The sequence below is a fragment of the Micromonospora aurantiaca ATCC 27029 genome (assembly GCF_000145235.1).
Lineage (GTDB): Bacteria > Actinomycetota > Actinomycetes > Mycobacteriales > Micromonosporaceae > Micromonospora > Micromonospora aurantiaca.
The window spans coordinates 4,810,296-4,825,053 of sequence record NC_014391.1; the positions used below are offsets into that span (position 1 = coordinate 4,810,296).

A 14,758-nucleotide genomic window follows, 5' to 3' on the forward strand; every position below is an offset into this window, starting at 1 on the left:
GCTCTGCTCAGTGGCCCATGCCGAGGCCGCCGTCGACCGGGATGACGGCGCCGGTGACGTATCCGGCCGCGTCCGAGGCGAGCCAGGTGACGACGCCCGCGACCTCGTCCGGGGTGGCCATCCGGCCGGCCGGGATCGACTTGCGGATCTCCGCCTTGCGCTCCTCGGGCAGGCCCGCTGTCATGTCGGTGTCGATGAAGCCGGGCGCCACCACGTTCGCGGTGATGTTGCGGGTGCCCAGCTCGCGGGTGATCGAGCGGGCCACGCCGACCAGGCCGGCCTTGCTGGCCGCATAGTTGACCTGGCCCGCGCCGCCGGAGAGGCCGACCACCGAGGAAATGAAGATCATCCGGCCCCAGCGGCCGCGGAGCATCTTCGTCGAGGCCCGCTTGGCGACCCGGAACGAGCCGGTCAGGTTGGTGTCGAGGACGCGCGCGAACTGCTCCTCGGACATCCGCATGATCAGCGTGTCGTCGGTGATGCCGGCGTTGGCGACCAGCACCTCCACCGGGCCGAGTTCGGCCTCGATCGCGGTGAACGCGGCGTCGACCGACTCGGCGTCGGTCACGTCGCACCGCACCCCGAACAGGCCGTCGGGAGCCTCGCCGCTCCGGTACGTCACCGCCACCCGGTCGCCCTGCTTGGCGAACGCCTGCGCGATGGCCAGGCCGATCCCCCGGTTCCCGCCGGTCACCAGCACGGTTCGGGCCACGGATCCCCCTCTGCTCCAGTGATCTCTCGGTCGGTCGGAGCCTAGGGGTTACCGACAGGTAAGCGCTAACCCGCGCAGGTCACAGGGCCCACCCCGGCCGACGTCGGCGGGGGTCCGCGGAGACTGCCGGCCGCGCGCGCGACACCCACACCCCCGGTGTACGATGATCGCGTCTACGGGCCGCTCCGTGCCCGCTCCGGGCCCCGCCGACCGCAGGAGGTGATCGCTGTGCGAGATAGCGATCCTCCCAGTCGTGGCCGGGCCCACCGTCAGCCCCGCTGAGCCACGGCTCGGTCCACCCGGCTGACCCGCTTCCCGCCCTCCGCACCGCATCCGCTTCCCGGCGACCACGCCGGGGTGTGGCCTGCCGCGCGGCGGAGCACCCGGTCACGACTTCGTGCGCGTACGCCCCGACCCCCCACGGCCCTCACCGGCCGACCGTCGCCACGGAGCACACTCATGAGCCGTTACGTCGCCCCGCTGGGCTTCACCCTCGCCGCCGTCTGGGTGGCCGTCCTGTTCGTGCTGGCCGGCGGCGGTCACTGACCACCGCCGGCCGGTTCCGGCTCAGACCAGCCGGGACGTCCAGAGCAGACTCAGCCCGCCCGCGCACAGCGCCAGCAGCAACGCGATCCCCGCGTACCACTGGGTGATCTCGCGCGGCTCGGTCCGGTAGCCGATCGAGCTGCCCATGTCCTGGTAGACCTGCTTCAGTTCGCTGGCCGACGCGGCCTCGTAGAAGAAGCCCTGCGTGGTCTCCGCGAGCTGGGACAGCGCGGTGCGGTCCACCGGCACCCGCTGGAGCTGCCCGCCGATGTCGACCTGCCCGGAGTCGGTGCCGAACGCGATGGTGGACACCGGCACGTTCGCCGCCTGCGCCGCCGCGGCGGCCTCCTCGACCGAGCGGCCCGACGTGCGGTAGCCGTCGGACAGCAGCACGATCCGGGCCGGCGGGATGCCGGCGGCGCCGTCGGCCGGCACCGAGCGGATCGCCTCCAGGCAGGTGAAGACCGCCTCGCCGGTGGCGGTCGCCTCGGCCAGCACCAGCCCGTCGATGGCGGTGGTGACGGCGGCCCGGTCCTTGGTCGGCGGCACCAGGACGTTCGCCGACTTGGCGAACGAGACGAGCCCCAGGTTGTAGCTCTCCGGCAGCTCGCCGACGAACTGCTTCGCAGCCTCCTGGGCCGCCTCCAGGCGGTTCGGCGACACGTCGTCGGCCTGCATCGACAACGACACGTCGATGGCGAGCATCACCGTGGCCCGCTCCAGCGGCTCCCGGGTGTCGATCGCCGGCCGGGCCAGCCCGGTCGCCAGCACCAGCAGGCAGAGCAGGAACGCGGTGGCCGCGACGTGCCGCCGCCAGCCCAGTCCCTTGGGCGCGACGGTACGCAGCAGGTCGACGTTGGTGAACCGCAGCGCGTACTGCCGGCGGTGCAGTTGCCGCCAGACGTACGCGGCGGCGAGGGCGAGCACCGGCAGCACGGCGAGCAGCCACCACGGTTGCAGAAAACGGATCATCGCGTCGTCCCTCTGGTGCGGGCGTGCCGCTGCGCGGCGACGAAACGCACCATGTCCAGCAGCCAGTCTCGGTCGGTACGCAGGCGCAGGTGGGCCGCGCCCGCGGCGCGCAGCTCGGCGGCGATCGCCCCGCGCTGGGCGGCCGCCGCCTCGGCGTACCGGCGGCGCAGGCCCGGGTCGGCGGTCTGCACCTCGTGCAGTTCACCGCTCTCCGGGTCGACCACCGGCAGCACCCCCACGTCGGGCAGTTCCAGTTCCCGCGGATCGACCACCTCGACGGCCAGCACGTCGTGGCGGACCCGCAGCTTACGCAGCGGCCGGCCCCACTGCTGCGGCGGCGCGAGGAAGTCGGAGATCACCACCGCCACGCCGCGCCGCCGGGGCGGGCGGTTGAGCATGTCGACGAGCGCGCCGAGGTCGCTGCGGCCGGGCCGGATCTCGGCGCCGGCGACCGCCCGCAGCAGCCCCTGGGCCTCCTTGCGGCCGGAGCGGGCGGGCAGCCGCAGCATCGTCCCCGGCCCGCCGGTGCCGACCACCGCGCCGATCCGGTTGCCGCCCCGCACGGTGAGGTGGGCCAGCGCGGCGACCGCGGCGACCGCCACGTCCCGCTTGAGCCACCGGCCGGTGCCGAAGTCCAGGCTGGCCGACATGTCCACGGCCAGCCAGGTCTCCAGTTCGCGGTCGGCCACCGTACGCCGGACGTGCGGCATGGTGGTGCGGGCGGTGACGGGCCAGTCCATCCGGCGCACGTCGTCGCCGGGCCGGTACTCCCGGGACTCCCCCGCCTCGCTGCCCGGTCCGGGCAGCAGCCCGGCGTAGTCGCCCTGGAGCAGCCCGTCCAGCTTCCGGGTGACCATGAGCTGGAGCCGGGCCAGCACGGCCCCCGAGCGGTCGCCGGCGGCGCTCAGCGGGGTGGGCGAGGTCACGGCCGCTGCCCGGGCCATCCGTTGTGCGGGACGGCCGGTGGCGGCGGTGTGGCCTGCTGACGGGGCGCGACGGCGGGCAGCGGGATGGTCGACATCACCCGGTGCACGATGTGGTCGGCCGGTACGTCGTCGGCGAGCGCGTCGTAGCTGAGCACCAGCCGGTGGCGCAGGATGTCCGGCGCGATGTCCTGCACGTCCTGCGGCAGCGCGTAGTCCCGCCCGCGCAGCAGCGCCAGCGCGCGGGTGGCCCGGACCAGGCCGAGCGAGGCGCGCGGGCTGGCGCCGTACTGGATGAGCTGAGCCACGTCGGGCATGCCGTGCTCGGCCGGCGCCCGGGTCGCGAGCACCAGCCGGACCGCGTAGTCGACCAGCGCGTTGTGCACGAACACCTGGTCGGCCTTGTGCTGGAGGGCGACCAGGTCCGGGGTGTCGAACACCCGGGCCGGCTCGGGCGGTGCCACGCCCATCCGGTAGACGATCTCGCGCTCCTCGGCGTCGGTCGGGTAGCCCACGACGATCTTCATGAGGAACCGGTCCCGCTGCGCCTCCGGCAGCGGGTAGACGCCCTCCTGCTCGATCGGGTTCTGGGTGGCCATCACCAGGAAAGGGTCCGGCACCCGGTGGCTCTCGCCGCCGATGGAGACCTGCCGCTCGCTCATCACCTCCAGCAGCGCCGACTGCACCTTGGCCGGCGCGCGGTTGATCTCGTCGGCGAGCAGGAAGTTGACGAAGACCGGGCCCAGCTCGACGTCGAACTTCTCGCTGGACTGCCGGTAGATCCGGGTGCCCATGATGTCGGCGGGCACCAGGTCGGGGGTGAACTGGACCCGGGCGAACGAGCCGCCGACGACCCGGGCCAGGGTCTCCACGGCGAGCGTCTTGGCCACACCCGGCACGCCCTCCAGCAGGCAGTGCCCCCGCGCCAGCAGCGCGACGAACATCCGCTCGACCATCCGGTCCTGGCCGACGATCACCCGCTTGGTCTCGAACAGCGCCCGCTCCAGCAGCGTGGCGTCCTGTGCCGGGGTGGTGCCCGCCGGGGGCGGCGCGTCCGGCGCCACCTCGGTCGGGTTCGGCACGTCGGGTGTGGTCGGCTGGGCCACCGGTCCTCCACAGCAGGTTCGTCGTCGCGGCGTGGTGCGTATCAAGACTGTCATGCCTCGCTGAGAGCCGAGGGTGGGAGAGGCACGATTTTCGCCGCGCCGTCCGGCCACGCCGTCCCGCCGCGCGGGAAACGCTGAACACGGGTGGACAACAAGGGGTCCGCAGTGTGTACGATTCACCCCGTCGCCGGGCGGCTCCCCCCGTGGCCGCCCGGCGCTAAAACTCCCGGCGTGCGGCCTCTAGACTCGCCCCGGTGACGACTCCCACCACCCCGGACGAGACGCTGATCTGCTCGGCACGGGGGTGTCGCGCGCCCGCCGCCTTCCAGCTCCGCTGGCACAATCCCCGCCTGCACGCGCCCGACCGGCGCAAGACCTGGCTGGCCTGCCCGGACCACCGGGGCTCCCTCGGTGACTTCCTCGACGCACGCGGCTTCCTCCGCGAGGTGGTCCCGCTGCCCTGATCGCCTACGCTCGAAGCGTGAGCGAGCAGATGACCCGAGCCCGTACCGGCGGCGAGCACGGCAGGTCCTCCCGGTGAGCGGTGACGGCCCGGCCGGCCTCCCGCCCGCCTCGCGCAGCGCGTTGGAGCCCTGGCCGGACACGGTCCGCTGGCAGCCGATCTCCCGCGACCTGATCTGGGTGGAGCTGATCCGGCTCGGCATCGGGCTGGCCGTGGCGCTCGTGGTGCTCGGCGTGGCCTGGGCGCTGTCCGGGCACTGGCTGCTCGGCGCCGCCGTCGGCGTGGCGGTGCTGATGGGCGTCTGGCGGTCGGTCACCATCGTGCGGGCGGTCCGCGCCTGGGGGTACGCCGAGCGCGACGACGATCTGCTCGTGCGGCACGGCCTGCTGGTGCGGCGGTTGTCCATCGTGCCGTACTCGCGGATGCAGTTCGTCGATGTGAGCGCGGGTCCGCTGGAGCGCGCCTTCGACCTCGCCACCGTGCAATTGCATACGGCCGCGGCCGCGAGCGACGCGCGGGTGCCCGGGCTGCGTCCGGCCGAGGCGTCCCGGCTGCGCGACCGGCTGACCGCTCTGGGCGAGGACCGGGCGGAGGGCCTGTGAGCGAACGGAGCGACTCCGGCGCCCCGCCGCCCCACGACGACCGGCCCGAGCCGACGCCCGGCCCGCCCACGCCGGCCGACGCGGCGCACCCACCGGCTCCGGGTCAGCAGCCCAACGGGTATCCGTGGCCGCCCGCGCCGGGATACGGACCGCCGCCCGTCCCCGGACCACCATCCGGGTACGGGCCACCTCCCGGCTACGGACCTCCGACCGGGTACGGGCCACCTCCCGGGTACGCACCGCCACCCGGCTACGGGCCGCCCGGCTCGGCGGCACCCGGGTACGGGCCGCCGCCCGGACCCGACACGGCGCCCGGGCCGTGGCCCGCGCCGCTGCCGCCGTACCCGGGACCGTGGGGTCCGGCGGCCGGGCCGCCCGCCGGTGGTGAGGAGCCCCGGCAGCGGCTGCATCCGCTCAGCCCGGCGCTGCACGGCGCGAAGTCGCTGTTCGTGGTGATCGCCGGGCTCTCCTGGTCGACGCTGTCGCGGGTCGGGTTCGGCTGGTTCGCGGTGCTGGTCACCGTCTTCGTGCTCGGCGCCACGGTGCTGTCGGTGGTGAGCTGGTGGAACACCGGCTACCACCTGGTCGGCCGCGAGCTGCGGGTCTACGAGGGCCTGCTGTGGCGGCGTACCCGGGCCATCCCGCTGGAGCGCTTGCAGGCGGTGGAGGTGGTCCGGCCGCTGCTGGCCCAGCTCACCGGCCTGGCCGAGCTGCGGCTGGAGGTGGTCGGCGGGGGCAAGACCGAGGCGCCCCTGGCCTACCTCAGCGTCGCCGAGGCCACCGCGCTGCGGCAGCGTCTGCTCGCGGTGGCCGGTCGCTCCGCCCCGGCGCCGGTTCCGGCGGCCGAGCCCGGCGCGCCGGTCGCGCCCGTGCCGGAAGGGCGCCGGCTGCACGCGGTACGCAACCAGGACCTGCTGATCAGCCAGTTGCTCACGCCGCAGGCGTTCCTGCTGCCGTTGGGCCTGGCGTTCGTCGGCGCCCAGTTCCTCTCCGAGGGCTCGTGGTCGTTCATCGCGGTGGCGAGCACGCTCACCGCGATGGCGGGCGTGGTGCTGCAACCGATCCGCCGGGTGCTCGACGACTGGAGCTTCCGGCTCGACCGGGACGACGGCACGCTGCGCGTGCACAACGGGCTGCTGGAGACGCGGATGCAGACCGTGCCGCTGCACCGGGTGCAGACCGTACGGGCGACCTGGCCGCTGCTCTGGCGGATGAAGGGGTGGTTGCGGCTGCGGCTGGAGGTGGCCGGCTACTCGGCCGGTGAGCCGGACGACCGCAACCGCCCGGACCGGCTGCTGCCGGTCGGCGACGCGGGCACCGGCGCGATGGTCGTGGCGGAGGTGCTGCCCGGCGTACGGCTGGACGCGCTGCCCGCCACGCCGCCCCCGTCGCGGGCCCGGTGGCTGCGCCCGCTGAGCCGCAAGGTGGTCGGCGCCGGTCTCGACGAGCGGGTCTTCGTGGCCCGCTCCGGGCTGCTGACCAGGCAGTTGACGCTGGTGCCGTACGCCCGGATCCAGAGCGTGCGGGTCACCCGCGGTCCGGTGCAGCGGCTGCTGCGGCTGGCCACCGTGCACGCGGACACCGCCGGTGGGGCCGGGGCTGCGGCTGTCGACCGGGATCTGGCCGACGCGTGGGAGCTGGCCGCGGAGCTGACCGAGCGGTCGCGCGCCGCCCGCCGTACCGACAGCGGCCGCTGACCCCGGCGGCCGCGACGCCACGGCGAACCACGGCGGCGCGCAGACGACCCGGCCGCCCGTGACGGCGGCGGGGGGCCTACCGGCGCTCGGCGGGCACCGCGTCCCGGTCGTCGGCGGCGCGGTCCGGGGTGTCGGCGGCGGTGTCGCCGTCGGCGGACGGGGCACCTGCGGCGACGGCGGGCTCACCGGCACGCCGGGCCTGCCGCGCCGCCCACCAGCGCTCGGCCAGGCCGACCACCAGGAACGTCATGCCCACGTACGCCCAGCCGACCAGCACGTCGATCAGGTAGTGCTCGCCGCTGTACATCAGCGTGAACGTCATGGCCAGCGGATACGCCAGCATCAGCGGCCACCAGCGCTTGCGCACCGACCGCATGAAGAACAGCACCACGAACAGCGCGAACGCGGTGTGCAGCGACGGCATCGCGGCCACCGGGTTGGAGGCGATCTGCCCGGCGTTGAGCAGGTTGCCCGCGCCGTGCATGCCGATCTCCTTCCAGCCCCGGGTGGAGATCCGCGCGACCTCGGTGAGCAGGCCGTTCTGCGCCGCCCACCACGGCGGCGCGGCCGGGTAGGCGAAGTAGGTGACCAGGCCGGCCGCGCACAGGAAGCCCCAGCGCGACATGTACGCGATCCAGCGCCGCCGGTTGCGCATCCACAGCACCGCGGCGGCGGCGAACGTCGCCACGAAGTGCGAGAAGTAGATCCAGCTCACCAGCACGTCCCACCAGCGCACCTCGGACGCGTCGTACAGGCGCTCCTGGAGCCAGATCGTCGGCACCTCGCCGCCGGTGAGCCACCCGGTGAGGAAGCGGTCGGCGACGATCAGCTCCATCGCGTGCGGGGTGGCGCCGTTGTCGGCGAACCCGCGGGACAGGTTGTACGCGGCGAGCAGCAGCACCACCGGGATCCAGTCCCGGGCGAAGCGCAGGTGGCTGCGCCACGGGCGGGCCGAGTTCCACGCGACGGTGCCGGCCCAGATCCACAGGAACGCGTACGCCGGGTCGGTGGGCAGGCCGATGGCGAGCCAGGCGACGACGAAGGCGACGCCCCAGATGGTCATCGCGATCACACGGCGGCGCCCACCGTCGGGCGATTCGGTGGTCGCGTCGGGGGCGGGGGTCGGAGATTGTGTCAGCTCGGCCATCGCGGACAAGGTTAACGGCGGGCGACGGGCGGGCATGCGGGCGGGCGGTGGCGACCGGACCGGCGGCGGCCCGGACGCCGGACGGCCGCGGGTCGGCTGCACTAGGCTCGGCCGCATGCAGGAGCAGCCGGAGTCGCCCTTCACGCCGGGCCTGACCGCCCGGGTCGAGCTCACAGTGACCGACGCCGACACCGCGCAGGCGGTCGGCTCGGGGGACGTGCCGGTGCTCGGCACACCCCGGGTGCTGGCGCTGGCCGAGGCCGCGACGGTGGCCGCCACCGCGACCCGGATGCCGTCCGGGTCGACCACTGTCGGCGTGCGGGTGGAGCTGGAGCACCGCGCGGCCACGCCGGTCGGTCGTACCGTGGCCGCCCACGCCGAGCTGGTGAAGGTCGACGGGAAGCGGCTCGTCTTCGACGTGACAGTCACCGACGGGCCCACCGTGGCGGCGCAGGGCCGGGTCGAGCGGGTGCTCGTCGACCGGCAGCGCTTCGTCGAGCGGGCCGTGCGCCAGTCATGACGGCCGGGTTCTCCGAGGTCGCCGCCGGGGTGCACGTGCTGCGCGAGCCGACGCTCGCGGTGAACGTCGTGCTGGTGGCCGGTGACGGCGCGGCGCTGCTCGTCGACACGCTCTCGACCGCCCGGCAGGCCCGGGAGCTGGCGGAGGCGGCGCGGGCGGTGACGCCGTACCCGTGGACGATCGTGAACACGCACCACCACTTCGACCACTGCTTCGGCAACGCCACGCTGGCCGGGCCGGACACGGCGATCTACGCGCAGGCCCAGGCCGCGGCGGCGCTGCGGGACCGGTCCGACGCGGTGCGCCGCGCCGCGTACGAGGAGATGCGTGCCGGGCACCCGGCGCTGGCCGAGGAGCTGGCGCGTACCGAACTGCGGGCGCCGACGCACGAGGTGCACGAGGAGACGGTGCTCGACGTCGGCGGCCGGCGGGTGGTGCTGCGCCATCCCGGGCACGGGCACACCGACGCCGATCTGGTGGTGCACGTGCCCGACGCGGACGTGCTGGTCGCCGGCGACCTGGTGGAGCAGAGCGGGCCACCGGCGTTCGAGGAGTCGTACCCCCTGAAGTGGCCGGACGCGCTGGCCGACCTGCTGCGGCTGACCACGCCCGCGACGGTGGTGGTGCCCGGCCACGGCGAGCCGGTCGGCGTGGACTTCGTCCGCGAGCAGCACGCGCAGCTCGCGCGGCAGGCGTGGCTGATCCGCGCCGGGCACACCGGCAGCGCCCCGCCGGAGCGGGTGGCGGCCGAGTCGCCGTTCGGCGCCCGGCCGGGCCTGATCGCCGCCCGCCGCGGCTACGCGGAGCTGGACGGCACGGCCTGACCGGCGGCCGCGCTCAGCCGGCGTCGGCGAGGATCTCGCGGAGACGGTTGCGGCACTCGGCGACGAACGCCGGGAACGTGTCCCAGTAGTAGGAGACGCCGCTGGCCGCCACCCCGAGCGCCCAGGCGCGGGCCCGTGCCCAGGTCACGTCGTCCACGCCGAGCGCCTCCCGGTAGGCGTGCCGGGCCCGCGGCGGAAGGTCCCAGATCGGCGCGTGTTCCGCGTCGGGGTGCCCGACGGTCAGGCCGCCGAAGTCGATGACCGCCCGCAGCCGTCCGCCGTGCACCAGCAGGTTGGTGGGCTTGAGGTCGCCGTGCAGCCAGACGTGCGGCCCGGCGGGTTCGGGCAGGGTGAGGGCGTCCCGCCAGAGCCGGACCAGGGTGTCGACGTCCGTCTCGTCGCCGATCCGGCTCCGGCAGTCGTCGAGCGCCGCGGAGATCCAGGCGTCGCAGGGGTGGAGGCTGCCGCCGCGGTATCCGCTGAGCGGGCCCGCGCGGGTCGCGCCGAGCAGGTCGGTCGCGTGCAGGCGCCTGACGAATACGGCCAGGTCGGCGCCGAGGGCGGCCCAGTCCTCGACCGTGCCGGACCGGACCTCGTCGCCCGGTATCCACCGCTGCACCGACCACGGCAGCGGGAAGGCGTCGGCCGGGACGCCGGCGTACACCGGTTCCGGCACCCGGTACGGCAGCAGCGGCGCGAGCCGGGGCAGCCACTGCTGTTCCTTGCGCAGGGCACCGGCCTTCTCGGCGGTGCGCGGCAGCCGGACGAGCAGGTCGGCGCCGAGGCGGTACATCGTGTTGTCGGTCCCGGCCCCGGCCGGGGTCAGCGGCAGCGCGGCCCACTCGGGGCGCTGGTCGGCCAGCAGCGCCCGGACGACCTGCTCGTCCACGGGTATCTCGTCCTGGTGCAGGGCCATCCGGTGATCATGCGGGGCGGGACGGCGCGACGGCCACCGGGTTTCCGGGGGCCCGTCCGGGCGGTTCCGGCCGGGCATGGCCCCGCAGTGCGCCGAGCAGCGCGTCGAGGTGCGGGGCGGCGGCCAGGATCGCCTCCCTCGCCGCCGGGTCCAGCTCGGCCAGTGCCTCGTCGAGCAGCGCGGCGCGGTTGGTCTCGTAGTCGGCCATCCGGGCCCGGGCGGCCTCGGTCACGCGCAGCCGCAGCACCCGGCGGTCGCCGGGGTCGCGGTCACGGGCCAGCAGCCCGGCGTCGGTGAGGTCGCGGACCAGCGTGCTCACCGTGTTGGGCGCGGTGCAGAGGCGCCGGGCCACCTCCTTGCCGCTGATCCCCGGCGTCTCCCGGACCAGCAGCAGCAACTCCACCTGCGCCTCGGGCAGCGGGTCTCGTCCGACGCGCGCCCCGGTCCGGCGGCGCAGGAGGCGGTGCAGCTCCCCCACGACCGCTCCGACGCGCGCGACCTGCTCGTTCGTCGCCACGGGGTCACCCGCCTCACATCGCAATAGTTCTGACTACAGATGTAAGGTACCCGGACGCACCGGATCCAGGGGGTACCCACTCGTGAGCAACGCCGCGCCGACCGCCGCGCGCCCGGCCGCCGACCGCACCACCGCGTCCACCGGCGGCGTGACGCTGCTGGTGCTGCTCGGCACGCTCACCGCGATCGGTCCGCTGTCGCTGGACATGTACCTGCCGGCGTTCCCGGCCATGACCCGCGACCTCGGCGCCGACCAAGCCGGCATCCAGCTCTCGCTGACCACCTGCCTGATCGGCCTCGCCCTGGGCCAGCTCGTCACCGGTCCGCTCAGTGACCGCTGGGGGCGCCGCCGCCCGGTGCTGGTCGGCGTGGTCGCGTACACCGTGCTGGCGCTGGCGTGCGCCGCGGCGCCGAACGCCCCGCTGCTGGCCGCCGCGCGGTTCGCCCAGGGCGTCGCCGGCGGCATGGGCGTGGTGGTCGCCCGCGCGGTGGTCCGCGACCTCTACTCGGGACGGGACGCCGCGAAGTACTTCTCCCGGCTCACCCTGGTCTTCGGCGTGGCACCGGTGGCGGCGCCGGGCGTGGGCAGCCTGGTGCTGCGGTTCGGCTCGTGGCGGGCGGTCTTCGTGGCGCTCGCCGTCATCGGGGCGGTGCTCGCCGTGGCCGTCGCGCTGCGCCTGCCGGAGACGCTGCCGGCCGAGCGCCGCAGCACCGGTGGCCTGGGGGCCACCGTCCGGACCATGCGGTCGCTGCTCGCCGACCGGGTCTATCTCGGGTACGCGCTGACGCAGGGCTTCGCGTTCGCCGGGCTGTTCGCGTACATCTCCGGGTCGTCGTTCGTGTTCCAGGACGTCTTCGGCGTCTCCGCGGCCGTGTTCAGCGTGATCTTCGGCGTCAACGCGCTCGCCCTGGTCGCGGTCGGGCAGGCCAACGCCCGGCTGCTCGACCGGTTCACGCCGCGCCGGCTGCTGGTCACCACGCTCGTGGTCGGCCTGGTCACCGCGCTCGGCGTGCTGAGCGGCGCGCTGGCCGGCAGCCTGGCCGTGACGGCGGTGGCGCTGTTCGCCTTCGTCGGCTCGCTCGGCATGGTGATGCCGAACAGCACCGCGCTGGCGCTGGACGCGCACGCCCGGCACGCGGGCACCGCTGCGGCGCTGATGGGCGGCATCCAGTCGGTGGTCGGCGCGCTCGCCGCGCCGCTGGTCGGGCTCGGCGGCGAGGGCAGCGCGCTGCCGATGGCTGTGGTCCTGGCCGGCGCCGCGTTCCTGTCCCTGACCGCCGTCCTGACGATGACCCGTCCGCGCGCCTGAGCTCGCCCTCCGCGCGTGACGCCGGCCTCCGCGCGTGGGGGCGGGTGTTAAGAAGGGGCCCCTCCTCTACCGGAGGCGTTAAGAAGGGGCCCTTCCTTTCACGCGAAGCGGGCTTCGACCGCGGTGCGGGTGGGCATGGCGGTGGCGCCGCCCGGTGACTCGCACACCACCGCCGCCACCCGCAGCGCGAACGCGACCCGCTCCCGCCACCCGGCCGGGTCGGCCGGCTCGCCGGCGGCCAGCAGGTCGGCCACCAGCGCGCCCATGACCGAGTCGCCCGCGCCGGTGGCGTCCACCGCGTCCACCTTCGGCGCGGGCACGCGTACCACGTCGTCGGCGGCGGCGACCAGGGCGCCGTCCGCGCCGAGCGTGACCACGACGGTGCTCGCGCCCAGTTCCCGCAGGTACGCGGCGACGCCCTCAACCGGCTCGTCCGGGTAGAGCAGCCGCGCGTCGGCGCTGCTGAGCTTCACCAGGTGCGCGGCGGCCGCGAACTCGGCGACCACCGCCCGCAGCCCGTCCAGCGCGCCCGGCGTGGTGAGCAGGCGGGGCCGCACGTTCGGGTCGAACACCCGCAGCGCGCCCGCGATCGACCAGGCGCGCCGGGCGGCGGCCAGCACCGGCGGGTCGAGCAGCACGATCGAGCCGCAGTAGAGCACGTCCGCGCCCTCGACCAGCGCCACGTCCAGGTCGTCCGGGCCGAGCAGCGCGTACGAGCGGGGTTCGCCGTAGAAGCGGAAGTCCGGCTCCGCGCCGGCGAACGTCGCCACGGCGAGCGCTGTGGGCGCCGGCACCGTGACAGTCCCGCTCACGTCCACACCCGCGTCGGTGAGGAACGCGCGGATCCGCCCGGCCAGCGCGTCGTCGCCGAGCGATCCGACGAACCGCGCGTCTCCGCCGAGCCGGGCGATCGCCACCGCCACGTTGAGCGGGCCGCCGCCGATCGCCTGCCGGTAGACGGGTTCTCCGTCGTGCTCGGCGTCGAGCAGGTCCACCAGCGCCTCGCCGAGCACCACCGCGTACCCCATCCTGGCTCCCCTCGTCGTCCTCCCCCGATCCTGGCGCATGGCGGGGTCGCGGCGCGCCGCGACCCGGACATCGAGCAGCACCTATTGCGGGCGGCGTCCGGACGTGGTGGGATGGCGATGCCGGGTAACGACGCGGGGGGCTGCCGCGTCGCCGGCCGCCGGGTCGAGCCGACGCGAGGGCATCCACGGTCCGTGGCAACGGACCGCAGGCGGTGCGCGCCCGCCGACGGCCCCGGCCGCACGCCGACCGGGCGCGGGCACCGCGATCGTCGCATCCGCTCGTCGCAGCGGGGCGGGCCGAACCGGGCCACGCTCCGCGAGTCAGGAGATCCCCGTGCACCGATCCCGTACGGCCGCGTTGCTCACCGCGGCCGCCACCCTGGCCCTGGGCGCGTTCGCCCTGGCCACCAACTCCGGACCGGCGGCCGCGCACGGCGCGGCCATGACGCCGGGCGCCCGCACCTACCTGTGCTGGAAGGACGGCCTCACCGGAACCGGTGAGATCCGGCCGAACAACCCCGCCTGCTCGTCGGCGGTGGCCGCGAACGGGGCGAACTCGCTGTACAACTGGTTCAGCGTGCTGCGCTCCGACGCCGGCGGGCGGACCGTCGGGTTCATCCCCGACGGCAAGCTGTGCAGCGGCGGCAACCCCGGCTTCAGCGGGTACGACGCGGCGCGCAACGACTGGCCGATCACTCACCTGACGGCGGGCCGGTCGATGGAGTTCCGGTACAGCAACTGGGCCCACCACCCGGGCACGTTCTACTTCTACGTGACCAAGGACAGCTGGAGCCCGAACCGGCCGCTGGCCTGGAGCGACCTGGAGGAGCAGCCGTTCCTGCAGGTGACCAACCCGCCGCAGCGCGGCGCGGTCGGCACCAACGACGGTCACTACTACTTCACCGGTAACCTGCCGTCGAACAAGAGCGGCCGGCACATCATCTACTCGCGCTGGGTCCGCTCGGACAGCCAGGAGAACTTCTTCGGCTGCTCCGACGTGACGTTCGACGGGGGCAACGGCGAGGTGACCGGGATCGGCTCGGGCGGCAGCCCCGGCCCGACCACCCCGGCGCCGACCACGCCCGCCCCGACGACGCCCGCGCCGACCACCCCGGCCCCGACCACGCCCGCGCCGACGACGAGCCCGACCATGCCGTCCGGCACCTGCATGGCGGTGTACAAGGTGGTCAGCGCCTGGAACGGCGGCTTCCAGGGCGAAGTGACGATCATGAACCACAGCACCCGGACGTACTCCGGGTGGACCGCGAACTGGACCTGGCCCAGCGGTCAGACCATCAACCAGGTGTGGAACGGCACGTTGAGCGGCAGCGGGGCGTCGGTGAGCGTCTCCAACGCCGCCTACAACGGCAGCGTCCCGCCGGAGGGCACCACGACGTTCGGCTTCACCGCGAACTTCTCCGGCACCAACTCCCTGCCGACGGTCACCTGCACCGGCAGGTGATCCCGTAGCGGGAA

The 14,758-nt window shown here is 74.8% G+C and carries 15 protein-coding genes; 7 read left to right on the forward strand and 8 right to left on the reverse strand.

The annotated features are described in order from the left end of the window. Nucleotides 1-7: 7 nt before the first annotated feature. The 4 genes from fabG to MICAU_RS21135 form a co-directional block, all read right to left on the reverse strand. The gene (gene fabG, locus MICAU_RS21115) at nucleotides 8-712 is read right to left on the reverse strand and encodes a beta-ketoacyl-ACP reductase (protein WP_013287372.1); all 705 of its coding nucleotides are present in this window, start codon (nucleotides 710-712) and stop codon (nucleotides 8-10) included. A 567-nt stretch (nucleotides 713-1,279) separates the two neighbouring features. Continuing rightward, on the reverse strand, nucleotides 1,280-2,230 hold the full coding sequence (locus tag MICAU_RS21125; RefSeq protein WP_013287373.1) for a VWA domain-containing protein: 951 nt from the start codon (nucleotides 2,228-2,230) through the stop codon (nucleotides 1,280-1,282). After that, nucleotides 2,227-3,174: a DUF58 domain-containing protein gene (locus MICAU_RS21130; protein WP_041799075.1), complete on the reverse strand. Its 948-nt coding sequence runs from the start codon at nucleotides 3,172-3,174 to the stop codon at nucleotides 2,227-2,229. Before MICAU_RS21130 ends, MICAU_RS21125 begins: the two co-directional genes overlap by 4 nt. Next, nucleotides 3,153-4,259: an AAA family ATPase gene (locus tag MICAU_RS21135; RefSeq protein ID WP_013287375.1), complete on the reverse strand. Its 1,107-nt coding sequence runs from the start codon at nucleotides 4,257-4,259 to the stop codon at nucleotides 3,153-3,155. Before MICAU_RS21135 ends, MICAU_RS21130 begins: the two co-directional genes overlap by 22 nt. A gap of 254 nt (nucleotides 4,260-4,513) precedes the next feature. On the opposite strand from MICAU_RS21135, the gene MICAU_RS21140 reads away from it, so the two are divergent. The 3 genes from MICAU_RS21140 (at nucleotide 4,514) to MICAU_RS21150 (ending at nucleotide 7,021) form a co-directional block, all read left to right on the forward strand. Continuing rightward, nucleotides 4,514-4,723 (forward strand): hypothetical protein, encoded by a 210-nt coding sequence (locus MICAU_RS21140; RefSeq protein ID WP_013287376.1) that lies wholly within the window; start codon nucleotides 4,514-4,516, stop codon nucleotides 4,721-4,723. A gap of 73 nt (nucleotides 4,724-4,796) precedes the next feature. Then, the gene (locus tag MICAU_RS21145; RefSeq protein WP_013287377.1) at nucleotides 4,797-5,324 is read left to right on the forward strand and encodes a PH domain-containing protein; all 528 of its coding nucleotides are present in this window, start codon (nucleotides 4,797-4,799) and stop codon (nucleotides 5,322-5,324) included. A gap of 332 nt (nucleotides 5,325-5,656) precedes the next feature. After that, complete coding sequence (locus MICAU_RS21150) at nucleotides 5,657-7,021, forward strand: PH domain-containing protein (RefSeq protein ID WP_049794889.1); 1,365 nt, start codon at nucleotides 5,657-5,659, stop codon at nucleotides 7,019-7,021. 76 nt (nucleotides 7,022-7,097) lie between these two features. On the opposite strand, the gene MICAU_RS21155 is transcribed toward MICAU_RS21150, so the two are convergent. Continuing rightward, on the reverse strand, nucleotides 7,098-8,168 hold the full coding sequence (locus MICAU_RS21155; protein WP_013287379.1) for a phosphatase PAP2 family protein: 1,071 nt from the start codon (nucleotides 8,166-8,168) through the stop codon (nucleotides 7,098-7,100). A gap of 115 nt (nucleotides 8,169-8,283) precedes the next feature. Here MICAU_RS21155 and MICAU_RS21160 point away from each other — a divergent pair, with 115 nt between their 5' ends. Continuing rightward, nucleotides 8,284-8,688, forward strand: coding sequence for a thioesterase family protein (locus tag MICAU_RS21160; protein ID WP_013287380.1), 405 nt, complete (start codon nucleotides 8,284-8,286; stop codon nucleotides 8,686-8,688). After that, nucleotides 8,685-9,512: an MBL fold metallo-hydrolase gene (locus tag MICAU_RS21165; RefSeq protein WP_013287381.1), complete on the forward strand. Its 828-nt coding sequence runs from the start codon at nucleotides 8,685-8,687 to the stop codon at nucleotides 9,510-9,512. The genes MICAU_RS21160 and MICAU_RS21165 overlap by 4 nt, the downstream gene beginning before the upstream one ends. Nucleotides 9,513-9,525: 13 nt before the next feature. Here MICAU_RS21165 and MICAU_RS21170 read toward each other — a convergent pair whose 3' ends face one another. Both MICAU_RS21170 and MICAU_RS21175 read right to left on the reverse strand, forming a co-directional pair. Continuing rightward, nucleotides 9,526-10,428 (reverse strand): aminoglycoside phosphotransferase family protein, encoded by a 903-nt coding sequence (locus MICAU_RS21170; RefSeq protein ID WP_013287382.1) that lies wholly within the window; start codon nucleotides 10,426-10,428, stop codon nucleotides 9,526-9,528. A 7-nt stretch (nucleotides 10,429-10,435) separates the two neighbouring features. Continuing rightward, nucleotides 10,436-10,945 (reverse strand): MarR family winged helix-turn-helix transcriptional regulator, encoded by a 510-nt coding sequence (locus MICAU_RS21175; RefSeq protein ID WP_013287383.1) that lies wholly within the window; start codon nucleotides 10,943-10,945, stop codon nucleotides 10,436-10,438. Nucleotides 10,946-11,027: 82 nt separating this feature from the next. On the opposite strand from MICAU_RS21175, the gene MICAU_RS21180 reads away from it, so the two are divergent. Next, complete coding sequence (locus tag MICAU_RS21180; RefSeq protein WP_013287384.1) at nucleotides 11,028-12,254, forward strand: multidrug effflux MFS transporter; 1,227 nt, start codon at nucleotides 11,028-11,030, stop codon at nucleotides 12,252-12,254. 98 nt (nucleotides 12,255-12,352) lie between these two features. Here MICAU_RS21180 and MICAU_RS21185 read toward each other — a convergent pair whose 3' ends face one another. Continuing rightward, nucleotides 12,353-13,282, reverse strand: a complete 930-nt coding sequence (locus MICAU_RS21185; protein ID WP_013287385.1) for a carbohydrate kinase family protein — start codon at nucleotides 13,280-13,282, stop codon at nucleotides 12,353-12,355. A gap of 328 nt (nucleotides 13,283-13,610) precedes the next feature. Here MICAU_RS21185 and MICAU_RS21190 point away from each other — a divergent pair, with 328 nt between their 5' ends. Continuing rightward, complete coding sequence (locus MICAU_RS21190) at nucleotides 13,611-14,744, forward strand: lytic polysaccharide monooxygenase auxiliary activity family 9 protein (protein ID WP_174361809.1); 1,134 nt, start codon at nucleotides 13,611-13,613, stop codon at nucleotides 14,742-14,744. Nucleotides 14,745-14,758: the final 14 nt, after the last annotated feature.

Coding starts and splice junctions, on each gene's coding strand:
- MICAU_RS21125 (WP_013287373.1), bottom strand. CDS start 2,230: ATGATCCGTTTTCTGCAACCGTGGTGGCTGCTCGCCGTGCTGCCGGTG.
- MICAU_RS21130 (WP_041799075.1), bottom strand. CDS start 3,174: ATGGCCCGGGCAGCGGCCGTGACCTCGCCCACCCCGCTGAGCGCCGCC.
- MICAU_RS21155 (WP_013287379.1), bottom strand. CDS start 8,168: ATGGCCGAGCTGACACAATCTCCGACCCCCGCCCCCGACGCGACCACC.
- MICAU_RS21160 (WP_013287380.1), top strand. CDS start 8,284: ATGCAGGAGCAGCCGGAGTCGCCCTTCACGCCGGGCCTGACCGCCCGG.
- MICAU_RS21165 (WP_013287381.1), top strand. CDS start 8,685: ATGACGGCCGGGTTCTCCGAGGTCGCCGCCGGGGTGCACGTGCTGCGC.
- MICAU_RS21170 (WP_013287382.1), bottom strand. CDS start 10,428: ATGGCCCTGCACCAGGACGAGATACCCGTGGACGAGCAGGTCGTCCGG.
- MICAU_RS21185 (WP_013287385.1), bottom strand. CDS start 13,282: ATGGGGTACGCGGTGGTGCTCGGCGAGGCGCTGGTGGACCTGCTCGAC.